23 protein-coding genes are annotated in these 26,785 nt (G+C 42.3%); 7 read left to right on the top strand and 16 right to left on the bottom strand.

Annotated features, from left to right (window positions below; all coding sequences use genetic code 11):
* Positions 1–46: 46 nt before the first annotated feature.
* Both HC643_RS37350 and HC643_RS37345 read right to left on the bottom strand, forming a co-directional pair.
* Positions 47–496 (bottom strand): CAAD domain-containing protein, encoded by a 450-nt coding sequence (locus tag HC643_RS37350; RefSeq protein WP_038077243.1) that lies wholly within the window; start codon positions 494–496, stop codon positions 47–49.
* A 634-nt stretch (positions 497–1,130) separates the two neighbouring features.
* Positions 1,131–1,586, bottom strand: a complete 456-nt coding sequence (locus HC643_RS37345; RefSeq protein ID WP_038077245.1) for a pentapeptide repeat-containing protein — start codon at positions 1,584–1,586, stop codon at positions 1,131–1,133.
* 592 nt (positions 1,587–2,178) lie between these two features.
* Here HC643_RS37345 and HC643_RS37340 point away from each other — a divergent pair.
* From HC643_RS37340 to HC643_RS37330, 3 genes are all read left to right on the top strand, one after another.
* On the top strand, positions 2,179–3,093 hold the full coding sequence (locus tag HC643_RS37340) for an SDR family oxidoreductase (RefSeq protein WP_038077248.1): 915 nt from the start codon (positions 2,179–2,181) through the stop codon (positions 3,091–3,093).
* Positions 3,094–3,452: 359 nt separating this feature from the next.
* On the top strand, positions 3,453–3,989 hold the full coding sequence (locus HC643_RS37335; RefSeq protein WP_038077250.1) for a DUF421 domain-containing protein: 537 nt from the start codon (positions 3,453–3,455) through the stop codon (positions 3,987–3,989).
* 103 nt (positions 3,990–4,092) lie between these two features.
* Complete coding sequence (locus HC643_RS37330; RefSeq protein WP_038077252.1) at positions 4,093–5,649, top strand: cation:proton antiporter; 1,557 nt, start codon at positions 4,093–4,095, stop codon at positions 5,647–5,649.
* 4 nt (positions 5,650–5,653) lie between these two features.
* Here HC643_RS37330 and HC643_RS37325 read toward each other — a convergent pair whose 3' ends face one another.
* The 4 genes from HC643_RS37325 to HC643_RS37310 all read right to left on the bottom strand — a co-directional run bounded on the left by HC643_RS37325 (position 5,654) and on the right by HC643_RS37310 (position 8,294).
* On the bottom strand, positions 5,654–6,226 hold the full coding sequence (locus HC643_RS37325) for a DUF3124 domain-containing protein (protein ID WP_038077282.1): 573 nt from the start codon (positions 6,224–6,226) through the stop codon (positions 5,654–5,656).
* Between the two features lie 4 nt (positions 6,227–6,230).
* Positions 6,231–6,908: a potassium channel family protein gene (locus tag HC643_RS37320; protein ID WP_038077315.1), complete on the bottom strand. Its 678-nt coding sequence runs from the start codon at positions 6,906–6,908 to the stop codon at positions 6,231–6,233.
* 127 nt (positions 6,909–7,035) lie between these two features.
* Positions 7,036–7,875 (bottom strand): M56 family metallopeptidase, encoded by an 840-nt coding sequence (locus HC643_RS37315; RefSeq protein WP_038077286.1) that lies wholly within the window; start codon positions 7,873–7,875, stop codon positions 7,036–7,038.
* The gene (locus HC643_RS37310) at positions 7,875–8,294 is read right to left on the bottom strand and encodes a BlaI/MecI/CopY family transcriptional regulator (RefSeq protein WP_038077290.1); all 420 of its coding nucleotides are present in this window, start codon (positions 8,292–8,294) and stop codon (positions 7,875–7,877) included. Before HC643_RS37310 ends, HC643_RS37315 begins: the two co-directional genes overlap by 1 nt.
* A 270-nt stretch (positions 8,295–8,564) precedes the next feature.
* On the opposite strand from HC643_RS37310, the gene HC643_RS37305 reads away from it, so the two are divergent.
* Complete coding sequence (locus tag HC643_RS37305) at positions 8,565–9,299, top strand: 2-phosphosulfolactate phosphatase family protein (RefSeq protein WP_038077294.1); 735 nt, start codon at positions 8,565–8,567, stop codon at positions 9,297–9,299.
* Positions 9,300–9,345: 46 nt separating this feature from the next.
* Here HC643_RS37305 and HC643_RS37300 read toward each other — a convergent pair whose 3' ends face one another.
* From HC643_RS37300 to HC643_RS37265, 9 genes are all read right to left on the bottom strand, one after another.
* Positions 9,346–10,620, bottom strand: a complete 1,275-nt coding sequence (locus HC643_RS37300) for an RNA-guided endonuclease InsQ/TnpB family protein (RefSeq protein ID WP_038077297.1) — start codon at positions 10,618–10,620, stop codon at positions 9,346–9,348.
* Between the two features lie 201 nt (positions 10,621–10,821).
* A complete protein-coding gene (locus HC643_RS37295; RefSeq protein ID WP_038077299.1) occupies positions 10,822–12,123 on the bottom strand; it encodes an SLC5/6 family protein in 1,302 nt (433 codons plus the stop codon).
* Between the two features lie 33 nt (positions 12,124–12,156).
* Positions 12,157–13,392, bottom strand: coding sequence for a BaiN/RdsA family NAD(P)/FAD-dependent oxidoreductase (locus HC643_RS37290; protein WP_038077317.1), 1,236 nt, complete (start codon positions 13,390–13,392; stop codon positions 12,157–12,159).
* A 34-nt stretch (positions 13,393–13,426) separates the two neighbouring features.
* On the bottom strand, positions 13,427–15,085 hold the full coding sequence (locus HC643_RS37285) for a hypothetical protein (RefSeq protein WP_038077300.1): 1,659 nt from the start codon (positions 15,083–15,085) through the stop codon (positions 13,427–13,429).
* A gap of 684 nt (positions 15,086–15,769) precedes the next feature.
* Complete coding sequence (locus tag HC643_RS37280; RefSeq protein WP_038077302.1) at positions 15,770–16,210, bottom strand: response regulator; 441 nt, start codon at positions 16,208–16,210, stop codon at positions 15,770–15,772.
* A 451-nt stretch (positions 16,211–16,661) separates the two neighbouring features.
* Positions 16,662–16,997, bottom strand: a complete 336-nt coding sequence (locus HC643_RS37275) for a hypothetical protein (protein WP_038077305.1) — start codon at positions 16,995–16,997, stop codon at positions 16,662–16,664.
* Entirely contained in the window at positions 16,957–17,097 is a 141-nt protein-coding gene (locus HC643_RS42730) for an IS4/Tn5 family transposase DNA-binding protein (protein ID WP_408037198.1), read from the bottom strand. Before HC643_RS42730 ends, HC643_RS37275 begins: the two co-directional genes overlap by 41 nt.
* 200 nt (positions 17,098–17,297) lie before the next feature.
* The gene (locus HC643_RS37270) at positions 17,298–17,582 is read right to left on the bottom strand and encodes a hypothetical protein (RefSeq protein ID WP_038077306.1); all 285 of its coding nucleotides are present in this window, start codon (positions 17,580–17,582) and stop codon (positions 17,298–17,300) included.
* A gap of 132 nt (positions 17,583–17,714) precedes the next feature.
* A complete protein-coding gene (locus HC643_RS37265) occupies positions 17,715–18,674 on the bottom strand; it encodes an NAD-dependent epimerase/dehydratase family protein (protein WP_038077307.1) in 960 nt (319 codons plus the stop codon).
* A 141-nt stretch (positions 18,675–18,815) separates the two neighbouring features.
* Here HC643_RS37265 and HC643_RS37260 point away from each other — a divergent pair, with 141 nt between their 5' ends.
* Positions 18,816–19,274 carry an SDR family NAD(P)-dependent oxidoreductase gene (locus HC643_RS37260; RefSeq protein ID WP_336604410.1) on the top strand — a complete coding sequence of 153 codons (459 nt, stop codon included), beginning with the start codon at positions 18,816–18,818 and terminating at the stop codon, positions 19,272–19,274.
* A 47-nt stretch (positions 19,275–19,321) separates the two neighbouring features.
* On the opposite strand, the gene HC643_RS37255 is transcribed toward HC643_RS37260, so the two are convergent.
* Positions 19,322–21,196 carry an aminopeptidase P family protein gene (locus tag HC643_RS37255; RefSeq protein ID WP_038077309.1) on the bottom strand — a complete coding sequence of 625 codons (1,875 nt, stop codon included), beginning with the start codon at positions 21,194–21,196 and terminating at the stop codon, positions 19,322–19,324.
* 517 nt (positions 21,197–21,713) lie between these two features.
* On the opposite strand from HC643_RS37255, the gene HC643_RS42310 reads away from it, so the two are divergent.
* Both HC643_RS42310 and HC643_RS37250 read left to right on the top strand, forming a co-directional pair.
* Positions 21,714–21,839 carry a hypothetical protein gene (locus HC643_RS42310; RefSeq protein WP_272900163.1) on the top strand — a complete coding sequence of 42 codons (126 nt, stop codon included), beginning with the start codon at positions 21,714–21,716 and terminating at the stop codon, positions 21,837–21,839.
* A gap of 366 nt (positions 21,840–22,205) precedes the next feature.
* A complete protein-coding gene (locus HC643_RS37250) occupies positions 22,206–26,711 on the top strand; it encodes an nSTAND1 domain-containing NTPase (RefSeq protein WP_050045505.1) in 4,506 nt (1,501 codons plus the stop codon).
* Positions 26,712–26,785 lie beyond the last annotated feature (74 nt).

Here is a 26,785-nt window from a genome sequence, read left to right as displayed (position 1 = left end):
GGATAGTATAACAACCAACAACTAACAACTAACCAGTTACAATTTTTTACCCTTCCAAACCGTCTTTGCCTACAACTTGTGACTTCAGTGATGCTATTTCACCAGTTAACTCTTGCCTGGTTGAAGCTTTTAGTAAATAGCGGTAGACAAACCAAGCAGAATAACCAATACCAATCAACTCAAAGGTTGGCGCTACCAAAGGAAAATCATTCAGAGCATCTAAGACTGCCAGAACGACTTTGACAGTCACAATTGCTGCTACGATTAAACCAACAACGATGAGAGGTTGTTTGTATTTGTTGAAAAATCCTCCCAGGTATTCAGGCAGTGATGCCAAAAAGCTAGAAGCTTGTTCTCCATATTTTAGCCATTGCTCTTGAGACTGCACGGCAGGTTGGAGTTTGGTTATGGTTCCTGTTTGGTTGTTGATATTTGGCACTGTTGCCTCTGAAGACTTTGTTTCCACAATTTCTGGTTGTTGCATTTCCGCTTCCATAGTTTTCAAAGTTAATTTACTTTTATCCGGACAGTTACAACCAAAAGGCTGTTGTATAGGCGATGCATCAGCGCATCGACACAACTGATTTGGGTAACAAGGAGAGTTTTAGTTGCCTATAACCATAATTGTCCCTCAATCAGCAGTTCATCAACTCCAAGGTAGAAGATAGTAGAAGTGGCAGTAATAACCTATTGGTTATTTGAAATCAGCATTCAACAGCCCGTTATTTTACGAACCCGAATCCTGAGTCTGGGGTTATTACCTGCGGCACGATCGCCAAGATAAGTACTCTTTTCAGTACAAATCATACTAAAATCGCTTCACCTCTTAGTTTATACAAACCTAAATGCCGATTTTACCCGATATTTAAGTTATCTTAAGCTCTAATGCTCTATTAAGGCATTTTTATTAGTTTTTATACTGAAAAAAAGTTATCTAATATACTTTTTGCTAAAGACAGACAATTTTTGGTATCGTCAGAACCGTGCCATTGTTGATTTCTGGGTTTGCATTTGGGCTTGAGCGCTCAAGCCCTACAAATGCAAGATTGAGTGTTTCAGAGGGTGGATTGCACCACCAATCTTAAAAATATGTCTTTCCTGAGTCCCAATCTCCGACCCCCAATTCCTTTTTAGTCCCAATCAGGTATTTCGCTACTATCTCCACCAACACCAATCCCCGTATTGAAGATTTCAGCATTGGTAATGTTAAGGTTATTCATTGATGCCCCATGGACGTTGGAGTCGTAGATTTTAGCTCCTGCAAAATTGACTCCGTTGAGATTAGCTTCTTTGAAATTTACGTTTGTTGCAAAAGTTGACGATAGGTTAGCACCAGCCAAGTTCGCACCAGTTAAGTCAGCACCTTCAAGATTTGCATCTGTTAAATTCGCTCCAGAGAGATTTGCATCTCTCAAATCAGCCCCAATCAAATGAGAACCACTGAGATTGGCGTTAGATAAATCACAACCAGTACACTCTCCGGTTTTTAGTAGCCTTTGTACGTGCTGCGGATTGGCTGCGCTAACCGAACTAGCTAAGAGCAGGGGTGTTGCGATCGCCATAGTAGCGAGAAGTTTAAATTTCATACATTTTCCCCCTTCTTTTTACGAATCACTTCCGGTTTTCTCCTCACAAATCTATTATCTTCTCAAAATGCTTTTGATGGTAGATTGACCGCACAAATAAAGTGTGATACCGATCGGTCTTGCTTTTAATTGGTCACCAGTCACTGTATAATGCGCCTAGTTCCCATCATTAATACAGATCCTAACAGTCACAATCTGCCCTGAAGTCTGCCTTGAGTTGTTAGCAATTGTCTGTTTTAGGACGTAAATTTTGCTTTCTCACCGCAGGTTCTCCTGTAACTTAGGTGTAGTTAGTGGGTAATAGAAAGACTAACACTCTTCAATAGCTTAACTGTGACCATAAACCCGCGATCGGTAACTAGTGACACTTATAAGTTCGTCCGTCATTGGCAGTGATTGTAATTAAGTCATAACTAACTACAAATTCATATGGCCCTTTTCCAGAACACACCTTGATGTCAACAAAGGTATTTTGTTCTCAAGTCAAAAGTCATAGAAGTAGATAGTAATTGATTCACCTAGCGACTGATGAGATTTCAGCTGGCTCGGATTTACCTGAGTAGTAGGGTCTTCCGTTTAAGGAGTAAAAACAGTGCAACTCAAACCGATAAATCAGCAAGTTGTTGTTTTAGTGGGAGCTTCAAGCGGTATCGGTCGTATTGCGGCTCTTCAATTTGCGAGTCGAGGGGCAAAGGTGGTCGTTGCCGCTCGCAGTCAACCAGGGTTACAGTCTTTAGTAGAAGAAATCCAAAACATGGGTGGTGATGCAACCGCAGTCGTTGCTGATGTCACAATATTTGACGAAGTGAAAGCGATCGCAGACAAAGCGATTGAAGTTTACGGGCGAATTGATACCTGGGTACACAATGCAGCTGTAGAACTCTATGCTGCTTTTGAAGTGACAACACCTTTAGAATTCAAACGAATTGTTGATGTTAACTTAATGGGGCAAGTACACGGTGCAATGGCGGCGCTACCACACATCAAGAGAGAAGGGCGCGGAGCTTTAATTCATGTTTCTTCAGTTGAAGCAAGACGCAGTTTGCCATTACAAAGTGCTTATGCTGCTTCCAAACACGGAATTGATGGCTTCTTGGAATCTCTTCGTGTTGAGTTGATGCATGAAAAGGTACCTATTAGCGTTACAAATGTTATGCCCGCTTCAATTAACACACCCCTGTTTGACAAAGCACGTACAAAGTTGGGTGTAAAACCAGTAGGTGTACCGCCTATTTATCAGCCCAGTCTTGTTGCTAAAGCCATTGTTGAGGCTGCGGAGCATCCAAAACGCGATGTTGTTGTCGGTGATGCTGGCAAAGTTATTCTTTTCGCTCAAAGAATTTCACCAAGCTTGGTAGATGCATATATGGCACTGACAGCATTTAGCGGACAGAAGACAAATCAACCAAAGTCAGAAAATGCTCCCGACAATTTGTTTGAACCCATTCAAGGTTTTGACCAAATTGAGGGTGACTTCAGTGACAAAGCCCGGTCTTGGAGTTTGTAATGACAGAGCTTTAGTGCTACTTGGTAAAAGATAGCTTCTCTTGGTCGTAGAGGATGTCCGAGAAGTATCAGTTTTTATACATAATTTTCCCAGTACCCCTTAAAAAGACTTGCGTATACCACCGTAGCTTTATAAGGGGAGCTACTGCAGTAGAACTTTGATACGTCACCAAAAACTTTTCAGACATCCTCTTATAACTTGGCAATCTATCCGTTAGGTCATTTTTTTAATTAGAAAATAAATAATTTCTTACTTGCTAAGTCAATATGTATGAATTCTGAATGATTTATGAATTTTTTTCATGAATGATTTAGGATTGCTAGATATCTTTCTTTTGTGTTTTGCGATCGCTATAACAAATGTATAAGTTATTGTTTGAGATAAATTGGCAAGAAGTTTTTGTTCCTAGCGTATCTATCCTTGAACTTGTTCTGCGCGGAACACTCGTGTACCTATCTCTATTTTCAGTTTTACGTGTTATGCCAAGCAGACAAGTAGGAACACTAGGAATTGCCGATCTACTTGTGGTGGTGTTGTTTGCTGAAGCTGCTCAGAATGCTATGGCTAGTAATTATTCATCCATTACCGAGGGAGGAATTTTAGTAGGAACTGTCATTTTTTGGAGTTACTTTTTAAACTGGTTAGGTTATAAATACCCACAAATTCAACGCTTTTTAAATCCGCCTCCACTCCTGTTAGTGAAATATGGCAGGTTGATCGAACGCAATTTGCAAAAGGAACTTATTACGAAGGATGAATTGATGAGCCAACTCCGTCAGCAAGGAGTGGAATTACTTTCTGATGTCAAAAGAGCATATATGGAGGCTGATGGAAGTATTAGTGTCATTCCCTATGAGCCTTCAAACAATCGTTCTACTGTCGGAAAAAAAATTTGAGTTTCCAAATGACTTCCCTAGCGGGCTTACAAAAATTTTGACATTTGTATAGCTTTTCTGGCAACGTTTATCAAAGAAGTCAAGACAAATTGGTAGAACTCAAGTGGATGTATCTTCCTTAGTCACCGTTTCAATTATTTTGCTGCTTTTAGCCACTGGGGTTGCCTTGTTAACACGATGGCTTCGCGTTCCATATGTTACAGGGTTGGTGCTGGCTGGTTTGCCAATTACCGAGTTATTTTCTCGTCGTATTGGTTTAGAGCCAAACCTTGTTTTGAATCTTTTTTTACCGATTTTAATATTTGATGCTGGCATTAATACAGATATCAGCCGCCTGCGAAGCACCTTTAAACCAATTGCTCTCCTGGCTGGTCCTGGGGCTGTGTTTTCCAGTGCTATTATTGCCTTTGTCTTAAAATTTGGGTTGGGGCTGGCTTGGATACCCGCTCTATTTGTAGGAGTCATTCTGGCAAACACAGATACGGTTTCAATGATTGCTGTCTTTAAGGAGATTCCAGTACCCTCACGACTTTCTACTATTGTTGAAGGAGAAACCTTATTCAATGATGCTGCGGCTCTAGTTTCGTTCAACCTGCTCGTGCAAATCTATTCGACAGGTTCGCTCACGTTTCTAGAAGGAATCCAACAGCTACTCTTTATCGCTTTAGGAGGCTGCGGAGTGGGGTTAGTCTTGGGTTACTTAAGTATACCTATATTTACTCGTTTAGACGATCCCCTAAGCAGTCTCTTACTAACTGTGGCAGTTGCATTAGGAACTTTTCAGGTAGGGCAATTTCTAGGTGTATCAGGTGCTGTAGCTGTAGTTGTTGCCGGACTAATCTTTGGAAATTTTGGGCTTTCTCGCAATGCTTCCGCTTCTAGTCGCATTACCTTATTAAGCTTTTGGGAATATGCTAGTTTTACTGCCAATACCTTTATTTTTCTGATGATTGGTATAGAAATCAACCCGATAACGCTGTTGAAAGCGTTACCTGTGGTTTTACTTGCAGTTTTAGCGTATCAAGTCGGGCGAGTTCTTACAGTCTACCCACTGCTAGCAGGGGTTCGTTGGTTTGACCGTCCAATTCCGCTACGCTGGCAACATTTACTCTTTCTCGGCAACATCAAAGGTTCACTCTCAATGGCTCTAGCGTTAAGCTTACCTACTACGTTGCCTGGGCGAGAAGGTCTCATCGCTTTAGTCTTTGGCAGCGTGTTGATATCATTAGTAGGTCAGGGATTAAGCTTGCCCTGGTTTGTAAAACGCTTAAAATTATCTAAATTTTCTAAGGCTCAGCAACAGGTTGAAGAATTACAAGCTCAATTAATTACGTCTAAGGCAGCCCAGGATGAATTAGACAGTCTGTTGAAGTCAGGAGTGTTGCCAAAATCTGTCTATGAAGAGATGCGATCTTCTTACCAGGTGCGAATCGCTGGGGCAGAAAAGGCACTCCGAGAATTGTATAATCGTCGCCCTGAGGAGTTTGAAACCAAAAGTGGCGAGTTGAGTAAACTAGACGCTATTCGTCGTCGTTTACTGCTTGCAGAAAAAGGAGCACTTAATGAAGCAATGCGTAAGCAAATTCTTTCGGAAGATATTGTGCGAGGGCGGTTACAAACTATTAATGAACAGTTACTCCAACTTGATGATGATTTGTAGCTGTTCAAGATCTTTGTTTTGGCAATGAACCTTTGTCGCTATTTTGACTTTTAATGACTTTACCAGGACTGGTAAAAGAAATTCCTTGCTGAAAGTCAGTACCAATCATGATTGCCTCTACTATCGGTGAAGATATTTCTGTTTGAGCTACCCACTCCACAATAAAGTTTGCACCTAAACCGCCACTGGTATCATTTCTATTAATGAAAAAATCTGTTGAAGCTAGCGCATCAAGTTGAATGGGACGCTCTAAATACTGCTTAACTAATTTTCCCTCTGAGTCATAGTAACGTACAGAAGTGACAATCATTGGATTTGCTAAATCTGTATTGCGAATACTGAGCGTAGCCGCTAAACTGAAAACTTCCTGCTGATTGTGATGATAAATATGGGAATAAATAGGAACATAGATTGTTTGACCCGTTGCTATCTTAAAATTTTTATCTAGAGTCACAACCTGATAAGATGGTCTTGCTAGATTTTTCTTTGGTTGTGGCTTTGGTGTCATCTCAGTTGATTGACAAGATACAAGAACAATTAATGTAATTGCTAAATAAAAATATTGATAAAGCTTCATTAGACTATTTACAGCCTTCCATAAAATCGATGACTTGATGTAGAGACCCAGGTTTGGTCACAATCAGTATAGTCGAACCCGGTTCTAGGACGGTACTACCGTTAGGAATCATCAAATCTTCGTGAGGATGAGGTTGATAGCCAATAATGAGAGAGCCAGTAGGAAATCGAAAATCTTGAGCAATTTCGGCAACGCTACGACCAACGACGTAGCAACTGTTTGGAATAGCAAGTTTTAAAACCTCAATTTGTCCTTGCTCAAAATGCATCATTGATTCTACTTGCGGATACTCAATAGCATTCACCATTGTTGAAACTGCTAGTTCAACAGTACTAATAACATGAGTAGCTCCTGCCAAACGCAGTGGTTCAGCAAAATCAGAATGGCGCATCCGAGACAAAATATGGGAAACCCCATAGTGTCTGGCAAGAGTTACCATTGCTAAGTTCAACGCATCATTTCTGAGAACAGCAGCCAGAGCATTAGCTTTACGAATTCCAGCTTCTAATAACACTTCTGTACTGACCGCACTTCCTTCAAAAGCCATCGCTCCTACCTGTTCGCGAGCATAACGGCAAGCCGTAGGGTCAATATCAATGACGGCAACAGTATGACCTAGTTCTACCAATTTTTGAGCCAAAGAAAGCCCTATTAAGCCTGCTCCACCAATTAGCACGTACATAGCTGCTCCCGATCCTATTTGAAATTCACCAAAAGGAACATGACCCAAAGGTGTTAGAGTTTTACGATCGCTCACCTCAATCACTCTGTTTCAGTCATGTTTCCGATGAGTTTTTCTCAAGCCATCTTTATGTATGGAAAATAACAGTCACCATAGGTAATAACGCTAAGAGGAAGCTTTTCCAAAACTGCAAGTTCGATCGCCCTATGGGCTGCGGTTCTTTTAGCAAAGCTTCTATTCTCTGTTCCAAACGGTCAACGCCACTCGAACCTAAAGCCGCACAGCAAATTTCTGAGGAGACAGGTGGGGTAGTAGCTACCAACAATAGCGATTCTGCAAGCAGTAATGGGTCTACTTTCGATGCAGCGTAGACATCAGCTCGAAGTTCGCGCAATGTCAGCAGTTCTTGCCACAAAACTTCTGTGTTGGGCAACCAAGCAGTGCAAAAACGCGCCCATCCCAACCAAAAGAACCAAAACGTGTCTCGGTAGTGAAAATGTCCTTGCTCGTGAGCAAAGACTGTTTCTAATTGATCTGGGGTAAGAGTTTGCAGCAGCCCTTCACTGAGGACGAGTTGAGGTTGCCAAAATCCAATTTGACCGGCAAATAATGCTTTTGTATTGAGAACTCTCACTTGCTGACCTGCAATGTTAACTGGGAAACAATTGCGGGTCGATTGGATAGACTTCCATCCTTCTACTGCCAGTTTAATGCACGAAATGGCAATAAAAGCAAGAATAATTAACGCTAAAACATAGCTGAAACAGCCCGTCTGCAAGCCGCCCATTTTCCCTTGGGGTCCCATGCACAGTAGAGCAATATCTGTCATAAAAATGAGCAATGGGGGAAAGAGAAATAAAAAGAGTGTTTTTTGCCATCGCTCATTCCAGTTACCTGAAATTTTAGTCGATTGAGACCTCATCCAATAAGCAACCGTTAAAGCAGCTAGAATCATCAAAATGTGCATTATTTCTCCTCCCTGGCTTGGCGTGCGGCTTGAATGCGTTTCGCGATCGCTTGTATTTGCTCGGTAGCAGCTTCATCAAGACTATCAGCAAAAGCAGCGACTACATCGGGATTGCCTACCGCTAAAAATCGTCGTAGCTGCTCGTGTGCTCGAATCATCTCTGCTTGCTGCTGTGTGACTAATGGTCGCCAGTAAAACGCTCGCCCTTTTTTGTCGCAGGCTAGCCAACCTTTGTCTGTGAGGCGACGCAACACTGTGGTAACCGACGTGTATGCTAACTCTCGGTTGGGATCGGCTAAGATGCGATCGTGTACATCCTTAACTGTAGCCGAACTCAGTTCCCAAATAATACTCAAAATCTCTGCTTCTAAGGGACCTAAGGACAGTTGTTTGGGGCGGTAGTTTGGTAAAGGTGCCATGTCGGTTTGAATTTTTAAGAGGACATCTAGCTTAAAGCAAGGGTTACGGTACCCTATAGTTTAAGCCAAGCACAAGTTGTTCGTGCTGTCTGTTCTTTCTTTAAGATTACCTCTATCTTTCAATCGATAAGTTTTTCCTGCTATTGTGATAGGAATTTCCAATGGATACTTCCTTGGATTTACCTTCTTTATTCACAGTGGTTAGTCCTTACACTAGTTAGAATATTTGTCATGAGTATAAATCATTATTAAATCAGGTGTAACCAATCCGTGAAGCTATACATTTACCATACCCCGGAGTCAACTCCAGTACACGAAGTCCCAGAATGCGCGATCGCAGTGGACGTACTGCGAGCCACGACTACGATAGCGACGGTCTTGTCTGCTGGAGGCGAAGCGGTTGAAGCTTTCAGCGATTTGGATAAACTGATGGCAGAGAGTGAAAAATGGTCTCCTGAAAAACGCTTGCGAGCAGGAGAACGGGGTGGGGCAAAAGTTCCTGGCTTTGATTTGGGTAACTCTCCTCTTGATTGCACGCCGGAATTAGTACAAGGACGGCGTTTATTTATTAGTACCACTAACGGCACTCGGACTTTACAAAGAATACAAAATGCTAGAACTGTACTAACGGGTGCTTTTGTTAACCGTGCGGCAGTCGTGCGATATCTTGTAGAAAAACAACCAGAAACAGTTTGGATCGTTGGCTCGGGTTGGGAGGGTAGTTTTTCTCTGGAAGACACAGCCTGTGCGGGTGCAATTGCTCATACTGTCTTACAACAGACAAAGTTGTCACCTAATGAAGTTGCTGGTAATGATGAAGTGATTAGTGCGATCGCTCTCTACTCCCAATGGCAAGACAACTTACTCGGGCTATTCCATCATGCCACTCATGGCAAACGCCTGTTACGCCTCGAATGTCATGAAGACCTGAAATACTGCTCTCAAACAGATATTTTAGATGTTTTGCCCATGCAAGACAAACCTGGAGTTTTAAAGAATTATTAAGCATAAAGGATGAAGGATAGAATATTTTTTCGTGAACTACCCCAACTTAGCTTGCGCTTGAAGTTGGGGCTTCCGTACTCAACGGCGAGTGCCTCAACTTAGACTTTCGTCCGAGTTTTGGTCTTACCTCCCCTCCTACGGCAGAGACGGCTGAACCTTCCGCCCTTACGGGTTCACCAGTTGCTTCAACGGGGGGAACCCCCGCAACGCACTGGTTCACCTTTAGCATTCTGATACCCTCTGCTTGAATATTGGTTGCTGCGTTGACATCTCTATCGTGATGAGTACCACAGTGCGGGCAAGTCCATTCCCTCACATCTAATGGCATTTCATTCATTTGATAGAAACAATTCGAGCAGAGTTTGGAACTAGGGAACCACCTATCTATCTCTACCAACTTTCCACCTTTGCGTTCTAACTTATAGGCTAAAAAGTTGGTGAACATTCCCCAGCCACAATCAGATATTGCTTTTGCCAAATTGTGATTGCGAACCATGCCTTTGACATTAAGATTCTCTACTATGACAGCTTGGCTATTGCTGACTAACTTGTAACTAAGTTTATGTAGAAAATCTTGCCTTGAGTTACTAACCCGTTCGTATACTTTGGCAACAACTTTTCTATATCTATTTCTTGATTTACTTCCTTTTTGTTTCCGTGCTAATTTTTGTTGCTTCCGTTTTAGGTTCTTTTCATGCTTTGCGATGTGTTTGGGATTGTCGTATTTAGAAATCTTTTCACCATCAGTCACGACAGCAAAGTGTTTCAACCCTAAGTCAACTCCATAAATTTTCCCCTCTGAGGTAGTTGGGTTTTCGCCCTCTACCTCAGTCAAGATAGATGCAAAATATTTACCTGTTGGTGTTTTGCTAACGGTAACAGTCTTAATTTTACCCTCGATTTCCCTGTGAATTTTAGCCTCAATAATCCCAAGATTACCTGGGAAACTTAGATTACCTTCTATCACTTTGACGTTTTGAGGATATTGAACTGATTGCTTACCGTGCTTAGGTTTGAAGCGAGGAAAACCAGTCCTACCTTCAAAAAAATTCTTGTACGCCGTAGTTAGGTTGAGTGTTGTAGCTTGCAAAACTTGGCTATAACAATCAGCTAACCAACAGGTATCTTCTGTTTTTTTGAGTGCTGGTAAAAGTGCATTGAGTGCAGAACGTCCAAGCCCTTTACCAGTTTCTTTATAACTCTCAATTGATTTATTGAGAGCATAATTCCACCACCATCTTGAAGCTCCGAATATTTGAGCTAATTGTGTTTGTTGTTTTTTGGTTGGGTATAAACGAACTTGTATAGCTTTATGCAGCACTCAATACCACCTCCTTGATTTCCCTATTTTATCACAATATATAATTTGCGATAAAGCGCCTCAGAAAAAATATTTGGAAATTGCTCGGACATCCTTTATGGATGTACCTCACAATCTCCCGGCTATCCATCCCCACCGCATGGCGGATGGGGAATTTCGCCGAATTCGTTAAAATCTGATACTTTCTTCATCCTTGATACTTCATACTTTCTTGTACTTGATCGTGTTATTCAATTTTTCTGATAGCTGCGCCAATAATAAACTGATACTTCCACAACCGATACCAACAATCATGATGGTTAATTCTCCATTTCCCCAAAAGACGGCTTTGGGTTGGTAGAGGATAACACTGAGAGTTGTGAGGGCTGATAAACTACCCAAGACTAAAGACAGCCTGACACTAAAATCAGAAAAAGTGTAAAGTTTTCCGTGATTGAGTAGATAGGCAATCCAGGGAACCCAAACGGCAGAAAGGTAAGCGGTATAAAACAAAAGAATTAAACCAATAATTTCTCCTCCCTTAAGAGCGATCGCTAGAGCAAATAGAGCATTTATAGCTGCAATTAAGACAACATGCCCTTGAAATTGCGGTAAAATTTGTAAGTCTAACAGAGTCTTGGTTTGTACTCGCAAAACACTACTGCCCAAACCCAAACATGGTACAGCTAACACCCCTATTAAGAAGATACCTAGAGGTTGATTTGTTCCATGCCCAACCCAAGACAAAATATAGGGAACAACTTGTTTGGCATCCAAATTTGCGGGTAAAATTCCGGCATTTTGAGCAGCAATAACGACAGTAGAAGGGAGAAAAGCTAAAGCAATTATTGCTATAGCCGCAACGAGACAGCCAAGATAAACAGTACGTACATCTATAGCTTGAACCATATACTGGTGACATTTCATGTCAATCACTACCAGCAAGGTTGTAGAGAGGGAAACACCGATAACTTCAGCCAGACTCACTTGGTGCAGGGAGGTAATAAATTCCACAGGAGCTTGCACGTAGTTTGGTAAACCGTGCAATACCCACAGTGCGTAAATCAACCCCACAATATTTAGTAAGAGAAATCCTCGAAACAGCCAACTGACTTTCTCAACAGCTAGTAACGAGAGCACCCAAAATAACAACGTCACCGTCACCATAATGGGTAATTTGGGTATTCCCACAATAGCGAGAATGGAAGCAGCTGCAATAATCTGAACAGCACCGATACCAATAAATGACATCCACGACATCAAGCCAACGCCAATCTTCACCAAGTTTCCATAACGGTTTCCCAGTAACGTCCAAATTTGCTCAATCTGCGTCCAATAGAATTTTGCGATCGCCAAGCTAGCAATAACTCCCAATCCAACAGAAACTGCATACAAACTCCCCATGACTCCTGAAGACATAGCTTTTTCAGCAGTTCCCAGAAGAAATCCCAATCCATAATGGGCAGATACCAGTAATGTTGCTAAAGAGACAATACTTAGTTTTCGGTTTTCAGAGACTTCCATTATCTTTCCGTAGATCGTTCAGCATCTACCAGTTCACTCAATAATAGACGCTATTGCTTGACCTGCTAAATACCCAGTTGTCCAGGCACTTTGAAAATTAAATCCACCAGTGATACCATCTATATCTAAGATTTCTCCTGCAAAATAAAGTCCTGGAACTAACTTGCTCTCCATTGTTTTAAAATTAATTTCCTTCAGGTTAACACCACCACAAGTGACAAATTCTTCTTTAAAAACTCCTTTACCATCAATTAAAAATTGCCCTCTGGTCAGTTCTTGGACTAATAGATTGAGTTTTTTACTGGGAAGTTCCGCCCAACGCATCTCAGGAGCAATCCCAATACGAGAAATTATATATCGCCAAAGCCGATGTGGTAAGTCCACACCGCGATGCAAGGACATCGCCCGCTTCCCCCATTCATCTTTTACCGCTAAAATTTGTTGTCGGACTGCGTCTGCCTTAAGATGAGGTAGCCAATTGATATGTAGAGTGGCTTTGTAGTTGTTAGAGTGTAACGCTCTTGCAGCCCAAGCAGAAAGTTTGAGGACAGCAGGACCGCTTAAACCCCAATGAGTGATTAATATCGGTCCGAGTTGTTCTATGGCAGGTTTGTCTGGTACTGTTAAGGACAAACGTGCAGATTCAACGCTGACACCAGCCAATTCTCTAAAGTTTTCATCGCGGATATTGAAGGTAAACAAAGAAGGAACTGGTGGTTCAACAGTATGTCCCAAATCTTTAGCCAATCTGTAACCTACTGGGTTGCTTCCTGTAGCCAACAACAAGCGATCGCACTCCAAATTTTCCCCTGATTTGAGAGCAATTTTAAAGCGATCGCCAACCGCGTTAATAGAAGCAACTGCTTCTCCGGTACGCAAGTCTACTCCAGCTGTTTTTGCCGTTTTCATTAAACAATTGGCGATAGTTTCCGAACTATCGGTGATGGGAAACATCCTACCATCTGCTTCAGTTTTTAAAGGAACTCCTCGATTGGCAAACCAAGCTACTGTATCCTTAGCTTGAAAGCGGGTAAAAGCACCAAGCAGTGCTTTTCCGCCTCTTGGATAATTTTGCACTAACCCTGATGGTTCAAAACAAGCGTGAGTGACGTTGCAACGTCCACCACCAGAGATCAAAACTTTATTTAAAGGGTGACGACTGGCTTCAAGTAAAGTCACTTGAGCCTTTGGATTTGCTTGGGCTGCTGCGATCGCACCAAAGAAGCCAGCCGCACCGCCACCTATAACAACTATCACTAAAGGTTTCACTGTCACTTCTTACTCCCCAATCCCCAATCCCTTTTTACACATTAGATTTATACATTTGCGACATAATACCAGTCATACTATCCAACCAACCGGCAAAATCAAGTACGGCTGCTGTGGTGGTTGGGGGTTTGGAGATCAGAGAATCTTCCTGAATTAAACGGGCAAAATTAATTTTAATTGGACTAGATCTTTTTTCGCCTCGACTGTTAAAAAACTCAACCCCAGCTAGTTCCAGAATTTTAATGACTTCTTGTGCCATGATACCATAACCAATTGTGGTGGGATGTATGCCATCTAACGAGAATAATCCGCCTTGATGTCTTCCTTTGGCATCAGAAACCAAGAATCGCGTATCGGGTTTTGGATTAAGCTGTTCCAAAGCAGGAGGTAAATTATACGGAGTCCACCAACTTGGACGACTTGCCCGATCTTCTTCTACCAAGTAACGCTTATATGCTAACCGATCTAATAATGAAACCATCTCGAATACGTACCAATCTTTTCCTTCGCGTCGTCCTTGCCGCACTGCTTCTACTATAGATTCATTATATTTATCAATCGCACTATCAATGGCTCTTGCTTGATTAGCAGTGAGATGAGGATGACGCTTGGCATCAAATCTTTTTTCATCCAACCACACGGGAACGTAGTACGGGTAATAACGAGAACCGGGGGAAGCTTTTTTCCCCACTTGTGAGGGATTGATACCTTTTACAAAGGGTGGAATCGTAACGTGAGGGACTGTTGCCCAAATGACGTGACGTGCTTTAATTTGCTTGACCTGTTCTACAATCAGATCCAACTCAGCTTTAAAATGACTGGGTTGCCATACTGTGAAGCGATCGTTCACGCTCATATCAGTATAAGAGTCTGCTTCAGACCAAACTGCTTTAAACGTTAAAATACTACCTAAAGCATTGTTTGCTCCAATAGCAACAATGAGAGTTTCAATTCCATCTCCTTCTTGGCTCAAAGCTTTTGCTGCACCGAGAGGAGTTAAAGCTTCTCCATTTTTATCCCTTGCTGTATCTAAAACTCGTAACGTAGCAATTTCGTTAGCGTGTTCGGGAACTTGTTTTAAAGAGTTGAACTCATCATCATCCTTGAAAGGATTATTGAGAATAATATCTCGAGCAGTTTTGGCTGTGCGAGAAAGTGTATTCCGTAAATCCCAACCGTACATAGCTAAATTATGATTGATTAATCCCTTTTCTGGAGATTGAAGAGAATTTTTCGCCCACCCTTCCCAATACTTTTCGTTGGCATCAAGATAATTTCTCAGCCACGGCAGTATCATAGCAAAGTCTATTGCATTGATACCATCAGCTACCTGAAAGCGTTTGCCCAAATCTCTCGCAAACTTTTCTAGATTTAATGGTAATCCGTTCCCTGGACTGTCGTATTTAGGATAGCGAAATTGCTCGCTACAACCAAGTTCGCGGGCAATCAGTGCGGGATAAGACAAACTCGTATTAAAAATTGCTCCACTTTGGTAGCCTTGGGTTAGTGAGTCGCCAATCGCGACAAGACGATGAGCTGGCTTCCCCTGTCTGTTCGCTGTAACAGGTATTCCCAAAGTTGGATCGCTTTCCGGTTCGCGAGCTTCTAGGCGAATTGCTGCTTTTACCTCATCAGGTGTATTTTCTAATCCTTCTAAATACTGAGGTGCTACATTAGGAGAAAAATCAGTCATAGATTATGCTTGGTTACTTTGGTACTGCAAATATAACCAATAATAAGGATGACGGGCTCCCTTTCCACCTGAAAATTACCGATTTTACCGAAAGAATGGGTTTAAAGCCCCGTCCTTCTAGGACGGCTTTTTCTTTGTCTTCAGAGTTCTGATGAGTTCTCTGAGTACATCTGATTTTGTTCTCCCCACAGAAGCGCAATACTCTTCGAGTATGAGGAGTTCATAAGACCAATCGTTGGCTGAAGCTGCAAATACGGGGAGAGTTGCGAATATGGAGAGAGTCGTGAATGCAATTCGCGAGAAAATTAGAGTACACATTTCCGTTATCCTTTCATAAATACTGATTCGTGGATACAAATCGTCTGATGTGCCCTTATATTGAGTCAAGCAGATCGCGGATTGAGACATATGTCGGTTGAGTTGAGCTTCATAAAACTCAGCAGTCGCAGGATGTTAAGCTTTGTGTCCTCAACCCAACAACAGTCAGGATTGAGTAATCATTCGCGCTCTTTAAGCGAATTGGCGGTTGAGCCAGTCCTGGACGTGCTCCTACTCTTTTTTTATTAGGTGTACGATCGCAAGGACATCCTTAATCAATTGACTACAGGAATTAGCTTTGTAACCAGTCTCCTTACCTTCTATTTTGGTTGCAAGTTCACTTAATAATCTAAGCGCTTCACTTACTTAATACTCGTAATAGTGATATTGAAGTGGGGATTTTTCAACAAGTTCAGCAATAACTTTTGCTAAAAAATCAATGTTTAGAGGTTTTTCTGTGTATACATCAAACCCAGACTTAAAAGCTCGTGCGTGTTCATCTTGTGTAGTTAAACCTGTTATGGCGATAGCTGGGAGATACTTGTACTGTTGACATTTTTCCAAAATTCTAATTTGACGTATTAGGGAATAACCATCTTCATAAGGCATTGCAATATCGCTGATTAAAACATCTGGTTCCCACTGTGCTAAAACTTTTAAAGCTTCTTTCACTGATTTCGCTAACCTGACCACTACAGAAAAACCTTCAAGAATTAGCTTCAATAATTCCAAGCAATCATCATTGTCATCGACTACAAGTACTTTTAACCCGTCTAAGGATTGATTTTGACTGTCAGAAGTAATCATTACAATACCTCTAATAGGAAAAAGCGGTAAAAATCGGTAAAAATTAGAAAAAGCAATAATTTGTTATTTGTTAGCTCTGTTATGTATTTATAATTACCACTATTTTTTATTCACAAATATTAAAACTTTCTATATTAAATAATTCAAGAGTCATAAGAGGACGGACTTTAGAAATACAACTTCCATATAGCAACGGAAAATAATTGATATATTAACCTTGAAAAAGTCCGGAAAAATCCTCTAGAAACTGCTTCTAAAAAGTATATATCTCAAAAGTAAGAAATTAATAATTGTATAGGTAGTATCACTTAAACTTAATATTTAGCATCAAGTGAAGGAGTGAGGGTAATTAGCCAGCACGCAATGAAACTTTATCATCGAAACTTAGAGCAGTTACAGAAATATCTTGAGGTAAGTGATAAGCAAGTGTTGGGTACGGCTTCAAGCTTGGCTATGCTGTCACCTGTGGGGTCAGATGTCGGGAAATATAGATATGTTCTAAGTATCCCCCTAGACGTGCAATTGCTCTAATTGCCCAATCAACTGTAAGCTTTAGGAGCTTTTTTTGTTTGGGTGGAGTATTAGCAAATAACACATCCATTTGTATTTTTGTTAGCACTAATTCTACCGAACTGTGCGGGGAATTCCGATGTAAATAAGTCATTCGCAGTAATTGTGCCGCAATAACTGTTAAAAAACCTAACATCGTTGACAGACTCTCACCCGCCAAGCGGTAACTTTCCGCTTTACAACCAAATTTCAGTATTTTGTGATAGAGGCTGACCATATTTTACTTTTAAAACCTTCGCAATTAACATTGCTCTGTTGGTCAGACGTTTGTCACCAAAATCACAATTGCGATACGGCTTCGCTTCTAATAGTTTCATTTGCATCCCTCAATACGATACTACAAGTACCTTATCTTAGAGGACGCAAATTACCTTAAGTTCAAAGGACTGGTTCGCGTTATTTCGTCGCGAACCAGTCCCCTTTTCCACATCCGGTGAAAAGTCAGCAAAATCCACGAGCTATAAACTCGTGGTGTGGCTTAACTCCACAAAATCTTGCATCCGATTAGCCCAGTCGCTTATTTGATTTCGGCAGGATCGAATTCAGTAACTCGTCCCGGACGGGCAGCCAGAAATACGTCGTAGGAAGCACAATAGGCAATGGTGACATCATTAGCATGGTTATAAAGATGAACCACGGTATTTGCTCCTCCGGGTTGAACGGCAATAGGTTCAAGATCGCCAAAAAAGAGACGACGAATGGTATCACCACTGCCCAATTCATCCCTGAATTTCCGTAACAGAGCTAATTTCCCTTCCAAGGTCGGGGGTGTTGGATCTGCTGGGCTCTTTGCTTGACTCATAATTGTTGTTCTCCAATGTTGTTCAAATGTAGTGGTCAAAGTTTTTTATACCTGTCGTTAACCGACAGATGTGACACAAAATATCAATGTGAAATTCAGCATGTTAGAAGTTCCGCCAATATTGGCTCTACACTAAAGAGCGGAAACTTCTGCAAGCCATTCGAGCGGTCTGGGTTGCCAATTGAGTTCTCGTTTGGCTTTAGCGTTTGATGCTCCACGCAGGTGGTTGGCGTAGTAAACTGCGTCTGAACCTTGAGCGCGTTCTGCTTCTTCTTCAGTGACGCGAACAGGTGGTTGAGCACCAAGCGTTCGAGCCAAAGCAGATAACCACACACGGAGTTCGACTGGTTGGTCGTCATTGATGTTGTAAATACCGGGTGTACCTTGATGCACTGTAGCGATGGTGGCTTGAGCAACGTCTTCAATATGAACCCAAGACCAAACACCTTTTCCTTCTCCCACAATTGGGTATTGCTGTTGGCGGACTTGGTTGGCTACATCGCCATCTTTTGAGAACCAAGTCCCCGGTCCGTAGAAGAAGCCGTATCTGAGAGCGATCCCTTCAAGATTGGTTGCTGATAAGACTCGATGTTCGGTATCAGCATATACACGAGTACCGGACGCGATGCTCCCAAAGGGAGCCGCCCAAAGGGCGATCGCAGGCGTTGCATCAAAGGCAAATGGTGTTTCTTCTGTCGCCAATCCCTCACCCGGAGCATACCAAAACGCACTGGACTGGATAATATAACGACGTACACCCGCCGCTTGGGCCGCCGCTTGTACATTCGCACCGCCTTCTTTTCGCAATCGAGCATCCAGTTCTGCCGCCGCAGTCATTGATGCTCGGGTATAGGTTTGAGGTAGAGAAGTCAATTGCTCAATCACCACTTCGGGCTGAGCTTGAATCATGGCAGTACGGACTGCAACTGCGTCAAAAGCATCAACCACTACGGGTTTTGCCCCCAGTTCGCTAAGAACATGAGCTTTTTGAGCTGTTCGAGTCATTCCAATCACTTCATGACCCGCCGCAACTAAACCCGTCACTAGTGGACGACCAATTGCTCCAGTTGCGCCTGCAATAAAAATTTTCATATACTTGACTCCTGTAAAACAAGCATTGGTTTAGAGTTGATAATTTAAAGTTAGAGCGGATTTTGGTTTGATTGAAGAGCCAATTTTAAGAAACTTGAGTAGTCCAATTTCCGTGGGCAACGGTATGGAGTTCCATCTAACATATGTAGCGAACTGCAATATTCAGGTGAAAAGTCAACGTTCAATATCTTTGATGGGTGGGGCATCTATTGCTCAACCAAGTTTGCAGTTGAAGGCATTACCGAAGCTCTGCACGATGAATTAGCTCCTCTAGGCATCCATGCTACTGTGGTCGAACCGGGATACTTCCGGACTAATTTCCTCGATGGCAGCTCGCTCCAGCGCACTGCCATAGAAATTTCCGATTACGCGGATACTGTTGGGAAAATCCGTCACCATGCCTCCGAACTGAACTATCAACAACCCGGAGATCCCACCAAACTCGCCCTGGCGCTCCTCGAGATCGTCAACGCAGATAAGCCACCTCTGCGGTTGCCTCTAGGGACAGACACCCTTCAGGCAATTGCTGAGAAAAACGCTTACGTCGAGCAAGAAACGGCACAATGGCGGGCTCTGGCTGAATCCACTGACTACAGATAAGGAGTGGAAGACTCAGCCTTGAAAAAGCCGCCTTATCTCTAGTGTCTTTAGCGATCGCCCAGATGACACGCTTCTCTCAACCAGTCTGCCTCACTCGGGTCCAAAATTGGAGTTAGCTTCTCCACAACAGCAGCATGGTAATTTTCCAACCACTGACGTTGTCTCAGTTCCAATCGATCTAGTGCAATCAATCGTTTATCGAATGGAATGTACGTTAATGGTTCAAAGCCATACCAAGGAGTTTTGCTTGGATCTGCTTGGAGTTCGGACTCCGGAGTTAAATTTTTCACCACGTAGAGGTTTTCAATACGAATACCTCCCCAATTAGCTAAATAAAAACCCGGTTCAATGCTCGTTACCATACCCGGTTCTAAGGGTTCAGCAGCACGCTTGCTAATGCCATTGGGACCTTCATGGACGTTTAAAAAAGCACCAACTCCATGCCCGGTACCGTGTCCGTAGTCAAGTTCCTCCATCCACATATTAGCCCGAGTGATACCATCGAGTTGCACACCTGTTGTCCCTTTGGGAAACCTTTGCATGGCACAGTTAATGTGTGCTTTTAAAACTTCGGTATAACGTAAAATTTGTTCGGGAGTTGGTTCACCTACAATAATAGTTCTGGTAGCATCTGTTGTCCCTCCCAAATACTGCGCCCCTGAGTCGAGTAAGAAGAATTGACCCTCACTTAGCAATACGTTGGGACTGGGTGTACCGTAGTGAACAATAGAACTGTTTGTTCCCGCACCTGCAATTGTGTTAAAACTTAACCCTTGGAAGTCGGGTTGTTGTTGGTAGAATTGAGCGATCGCATTTGCAACATCTAACTCGCTCAATTGCTGTCCGCTTGCAAGTTGTTCCGATATCCACTTTAAAGTTCGGACTTTTCCGCGACTTGATTTGAGATTCGCCCCCTTCATTTGCTCGACTTCAACCGCATTTTTGCGAGCTTTCATTCCCTCAATAGGATTAGCAGTTTCTACAATGCGATTCTTATCTATTAACTGATAAGTACCCATTGTCGTTTGCTTGGGGTCTAAAAGGACTTTGCCCTGACTTTCTTGTGAAATTAAAGCATTCAGAGTTTCTGTGTATTTTTCATAGGGAAGTAAAGTGACACTGTCTTGTAAAAATTGCCGAACTTCTGTATCAATGCGATCCAAATTAGTTAAGAGAAACGCTTCATTTGGAGTCACGATCGCATAAGCAATGAAGACAGGGTTGTAGGGAATATCCCAACCTCTTAAGTTAAACAGCCATGCTAGTTGATCCAACTTGGTTATGGGGAAGATTTCTGTTTTGTGCGCTCGCATAGCTTCCCTAATTCTGCCCAACTTTTGCTCTATTGTCGCTCCGGTTACTTCATTAGGGACGTAAAATACTTTAGAATCACCCAAAGCCGGTATAGGATCTGATTCAACCCAAGGACTTTGAGAACGAACAATATCTACCAAATTCTGGTTCACTGGTACTAGTTCCACACCAGCAGATTTTAATTTATTTTGAAATGTCCGATATTGTTCAACAGGAATAGTGAATGGATCGAACCCCAAGCGAAAACCAGCCACTTTTTGTCCCAAAGTTTCTAGCGTTTCCACCACAGTATTATGCCCTTCCATGCCCAATTTTGAGACATGAACCAAAGATAAATCAACCTCTAGATCGGCTTGTTCGTGGTAGCGAAAATCAACAAACAACCAACTCGATTCCCGTCCTACCAAAAAATCTCCTGCAGAACCCGTAAAGCCACTGACCCACATTCGTCGCTGTTTTGCTTCTGGGAGATATTCATTTAAGTGCTCATCAGCAGAGGGAATCAGGTAAGCATCTAATTGATACTCTTGCATCAACGCACGTAAATTTGTTAATTTCGCTTGTAGCGAGGTAGAGGCTGGGGCAGTTAACAAGTCTGAAGGCGTCATGGAATGATAGGGATTACGATTTAATGAGTTTATCTGTTTTTATTCTAACCGATCCTCCAAAGTTTATTTTACACCTAACTCTCTATGGATTTTTACTACAGAGCTAATGCAAAGAGTTGATACTCCTTTTCCACCGGAAGATTACCTATTTAAATGAACCACAAAGACGCAAAGATTGCGAAGAAATAGGAAAAGCATATCGGTAATCTTATAACGGGAAGGAAGTAGGAATTTCCTATTCATTTATTAGCTGAGCTTATCATATAATTTAGCGTATTTTTTGATACAACTAAAAATACAAAAAGTAGCAATTTGAGAGTTCTCTTTTAGGGGCGATCGCAAAAGTTAAAGTTTTCAGTCAACTGAATTTGTATGATAATACTATTCACTTTAAATAGGTTCTCAACCTAGTGACAGAGCTACTTGAGATAATGAACTGCATAAGGTTCAAATTTAGTCAACTATAAAAGAGTAGAAACAGACGAAACACAATTACCATCGTCAAGGAGTCACAAAGATGTCAAACAAAACTTCTCAAAAAAGCAACACCAAAGAAAATTCTCAACCCCAAAATGAGAAAGATAGGGAAACCCAGCGTCAGGAGCCAAAGCCTGAATACAAAGAAGCAAGACCGTCAAACTAGGAAAGACTTACAAGTTATTGTGTAAAATTAGCTCATCTTCTCAAGCAGAATCTTCTAGTGTCTGTAAAACTTAAATTCAGGAATTTACAAAATCAAAAAATATCAAACTTTTTCTTGTGGAATGGGCACACAGCCGATTCCATAAGATAGATAATGTATTTATTTAAACACGAACTGGCGCTTAGAAGTGCTTGAAAAGGCTAAAACTTATTTCCAAATGTCCAAATTCAAAAATTAAAAATATTTAACCTAGATATTTGAAATAACTGTGCGAGATTGTAACTAACTCAATTTAAAGCTTCTTAAAAAAAACGATTTTTTTCAAATAATGAATGGTTAAAAATTACTGAGTTTAGGGGTTGTATCATGCCAGGTTTTTCGCGCAATTTGGCATTTATCATTGGTATTGACAATTATCAAAATGGGATTTTTCCTCTCCAAACTGCTATCAATGACGCTAAAAAACTAGTAGAACTTTTGAAGGAAAAACATCAATACCAAGTGTGGGTTTATTTAGATGAAGATGCAACCCTAGACAACTTAATTCATCTACTTGAAAAAACTCTGCTGCAAGAGGTTCAGTCTGGCGATCGCCTCCTATTCTACTTTGCAGGTCACGGAATAGCCTTAAATAGCGAAGATGGTCCACACGGTTATTTAGTACCGCAGAATGCCAAACTGGGAGATACCAGAACTTACCTACCAATGACTCAAGTACATGAATGCTTGACTCACTTGACCTGCCGTCACTTCCTTGGTATACTTGACTGCTGTTTTTCTGGTGCGTTTCGCTGGTCATTTACCAGAAATGCCATGTCAACGCCCGAAGTACTCCATCAAGAACGTTACGAGCGCTTTATCTGCGATCCCGCTTGGCAAGTCATTACCTCTGCGGCGGCTGACCAAAAAGCTTTAGATGCATTGGATCTCAATACCCAACGCGGTGAGATTGGCAGCCATTCTCCGTTTGCTACCGCATTGTTTGAAGCCCTTACAGGTGCTGCTGATGCCTATCCTCCAGCAAGCCATGGCAAAGCTCCTGGAGACGGAGTCATGACTGCTACCGAACTGTACTTGTATATACGCGATCGCGTTGAACCTGTCACTGAAGCATTTCGCCACAAGCAAACCCCTGGTATTTGGTCTTTAACAAAGCACGATAAAGGCGAGTATGTCTTTCTAACACCAGGACATCCATTGAACTTACCGCCAGCACCGCCTTTGGATGAGTCGCAAAACCCCTACCGAGGTTTACAGACGTTTGACGAAAAACACAGCCACCTGTTTTTCGGTAGAACAGAGTTAGTCAAAAAACTATACGATTTTGTGGCTACCAATCCCCTAACTGTGGTGCTAGGTGCTTCCGGCTCTGGTAAGTCTAGCTTAGTGAGAGCGGGATTAATGCCTTTATTGAAGTCAACAAATCAGCAGCAATCCCATCAACCGTGGAGTATTATACCTGCCATTCGACCTGGAGCTTTGCCATTCTTGGCTTTGAACTATGCACTTGCTAACGCCAACCTACCAGAGGTAAATCAGCAGCATTCTCTCGCTGATGCGATCGCTACTTGGGTAAACCACAATTGCACCTCAAAACTACTGTTATTCATTGACCAGAGTGAAGAACTTGTAACTCTTTGTCACAATGAGGAAGAAAGCAAGGCATTTCTAAATGAAATTGCAAAGGCAATTATTACCCATCCTCAGCAGTTACGGGTAGTTTTCACCTTACGCTCCGACTTTGAGCCGCAATTAAGAGACCTTGTTCTAAAGTTGCTCCCAACAACTATTCGGTTAGAAAATACCGACCTAAAGAATTATTGGCAAAAAGGACGATTTATCGTGTCTGCCATGACAAAAACAGAATTGCGAGAAGCGATTGAGAAACCAGCAGAAACGCGGGTTATGTATTTTCAACCCTACAGTTTGGTAGACCAATTGATAGATGAAGTAGCTGATATGCCAGGGACACTACCGCTACTGTCCTTTGCCTTAAGCGAACTTTACTTAAAGTATTTAAAGCGCCAATGGGAGGCTAACAATCAAAACAGAACCCTCGATCGAGCGCTTACCCAAGCAGATTATGAAGAATTAGGAGGAGTCATCCAATCCCTAACCCAACGAGCCGAGCAGGAATACAAAGTCTTGGTGGACTTGAACTCGGCTTATGAGCTAACCATACCTCATGTGATGTTAAGGATGGTTGCTTTTGGTAGTGGCGAACTAGCTCGCCGCAGGGTATCAGAAATTGAACTGGAGTATCCAGAACCAGAAAACCAGCTGGTAAAGGAAGTCGTTCAGCACTTTTGTGATGCTCGCTTGCTGATTCGGGGAGCAGATGAGGAACAAAAACCTTACGTAGAACCTGCCCATGATGCTCTGATATGCGGGTGGAATAGGTTGCGTGAATGGATCGACGCGGAGAAAAGCCTGGAACTACAACGCCGTTTAACGCCTGCTGCATTAGAGTGGAAAAGTATCAAAAACAAGGAGCAATTACCAAGTTTTTCAGCTAAAGCTGAATCTCTCCTCAATTCCATTGAGCAAAAACTTGATGTTATCGAAAACTGGTTTAATCAGCGCAAGATTCAGCCGATAAAGAATGCTCAAAAACATCCAAGAGAAAAATCGGTAAATTATCTTTGGAATAACGATCCTTATCTCCCAGTCTTAAATGAGAAACTTCAGTCCAGTGACCACTGGTTGAATCAGGTAGAAGCAGAGTTTGTGCAACGCAGCATCAGGCGACAACAAAGGAATACTCGCTTGCGTTGGATGATTGCGATCGCGGTGATGCTGGGATTAAGCGGTTTGAGTGTTGCGGCTTTAATCGGTCAGCGCAATGCTCAAATCAGACAGATTGAAGCAGATACGCAAGTTTCGGATGGATTATGGGTTTCCTACCGCGAAATCGAAGCATTACGTCATGGTATTCAAACAGCACAGAATTTAAAGAACCCACTGCTAAAATTATTCCCCTCCAATTCCCAAATTGAATACGGATTGGCAAAGACTTTGCAAATCATACTTTATAGAGTCAAAGAATATAATCGTTTATTTGGGCATAGTCGAGATGTCACAAGTGTGAGTTTCAGCCCTGATGGTCAAATGCTTGTCTCAGCATCAAAAGCGGACAAAACCATCAAACTGTGGAGTGTCGATGGTCGGGTACTCAATTCTTTTATAGAGCAACCTAAAGCCGTGACAAGTGTCACCTTCAGTCCAGATGGCAAAACTATCGCCTCTGGCAGTGAGGACAACACTATCAAACTCTGGAGCATCAATGGTCGGGTTCTCAAAACTTTGACAGGGCACAGCCAAGGTGTGACAAGTGTTGTCTTCAGCCCAGATGGTAAAACTATCGCCTCTGGCAGCCAGGACAACACTATCAAACTCTGGAGCACAGATGGTCGGGTACTCAAAACTTTGACAGGGCACAGCCAAGGTGTGACAAGTGTTGTCTTCAGCCGAGATGGTAAAACCATTGTTTCTGGGAGCCAGGACAAAACCATCAAACTGTGGAGCACAGATGGTCGGGTACTCAAAACTTTGACAGGGCACAGCCAAGGTGTGACAAGTGTTGCCTTCAGCCCAGATGGTAAAACTATTGCCTCTGCTGGTCAAGACAACACTATCAAAATTTGGAGCACAGATAATTGGGAACAGAAAATTTCTTTGGCTCACAATGCTGTTGTTCTCAGTGTCAGTTTCAGCCCAAATAACAAAACTATGGCTTCTGCTGATGAAGATGGTGTCATTAAATTATGGACAGTGAATGATTACAAACAGCAAAGCTTTCCCCGACAGGACGATCGGATCTACAGCCTCAGCTTTAGTCCCGACAGCAAAACTTTAGCGTCCGCAAGCGGAAACAACTCGATTACTCTCTGGCGTCCGGAAAACAGATCGCTGCAAACCCTTTCTGGGCATAATGGTGCGATCGCCGATATCACTTGCAGTCGTGATGGTAAAATTGTCGCCTCTGCCAGTCATGACAACACCATTAAACTTTGGAACGCCAAAGGACAGTTACTGAAGACTTTAACTGGACATCATCGTCAGGTGACAAGCCTCAGTTTTAGTCCCGATGGCACGGTGTTGGCTTCAGCAAGTGAGGATAAGACCATCAAACTCTGGTATTTAGATGGTCGGGAACCCAAAACGCTACATATGCACAGTGCAGGAGTTACATCTGTCATATTCAGCCCAGATGGCAAAACCCTAGCCTCTGGTAGTGAAGATAAAACAATTAAACTGTGGAATGGCGATGGACAGCCACTAAAGACCTTGATTGGACATAATGGTAAGGTAACAAGCCTCAGTTTTAGTCCCGATAATAAAACGCTCGCCTCAACTAGTGCGGATAGAACCATTAAACTCTGGAGTTTAGAGACTGGGAAAGCGAGAACATTAGGGCAGCACGATGATGTTGTTACAAGTATCACTTTTAGCCCAGACGGCAAAACCCTAGCTTCTGCCAGTCAGGATGCAACAGTTAGACTTTGGAGTTTAGATGGTCAAGTTAAAATACTTCGGGGTCACCGTGGTACGGTAAGCGATATCAGTTTTAGTCCTGACGGTCAAATTCTTGTTTCGGTTAGTCGGGACAGCTATATAAACTTCTGGAGTTTAGATGGTCAAGAACTGACTTCTCGCACTTCACATTCGAGCCCTATAAATAGTGTGACGTTCAGCCCTGATGGACACACCCTTTTTATTGGCAGTGACGATGGAAAAATCACTGTATGGAACTTAAATCTCAACGATTTGCAAGTACGCGGTTGTCGGTGGTTAAAGGACTATCTCAAAGCCAATCCAAATCAAAATCGTGAAACGCGCCATATTTGTGAAAGTCTTGGAGCGTTTCAATAAATTTGCAATTTCCAACCACACTTAAGGTACGTAAAATTACAGAGTTCTTCAGTCTTCATCAAGCGATCGCGTGC

The sequence above is a fragment of the Tolypothrix bouteillei VB521301 genome, from assembly GCF_000760695.4.
Lineage (GTDB): Bacteria > Cyanobacteriota > Cyanobacteriia > Cyanobacteriales > Nostocaceae > Scytonema > Scytonema bouteillei_A.
Note: the sequence above shows the minus strand (reverse complement) of the source record. Positions and strands in the feature narration are given on the sequence as shown.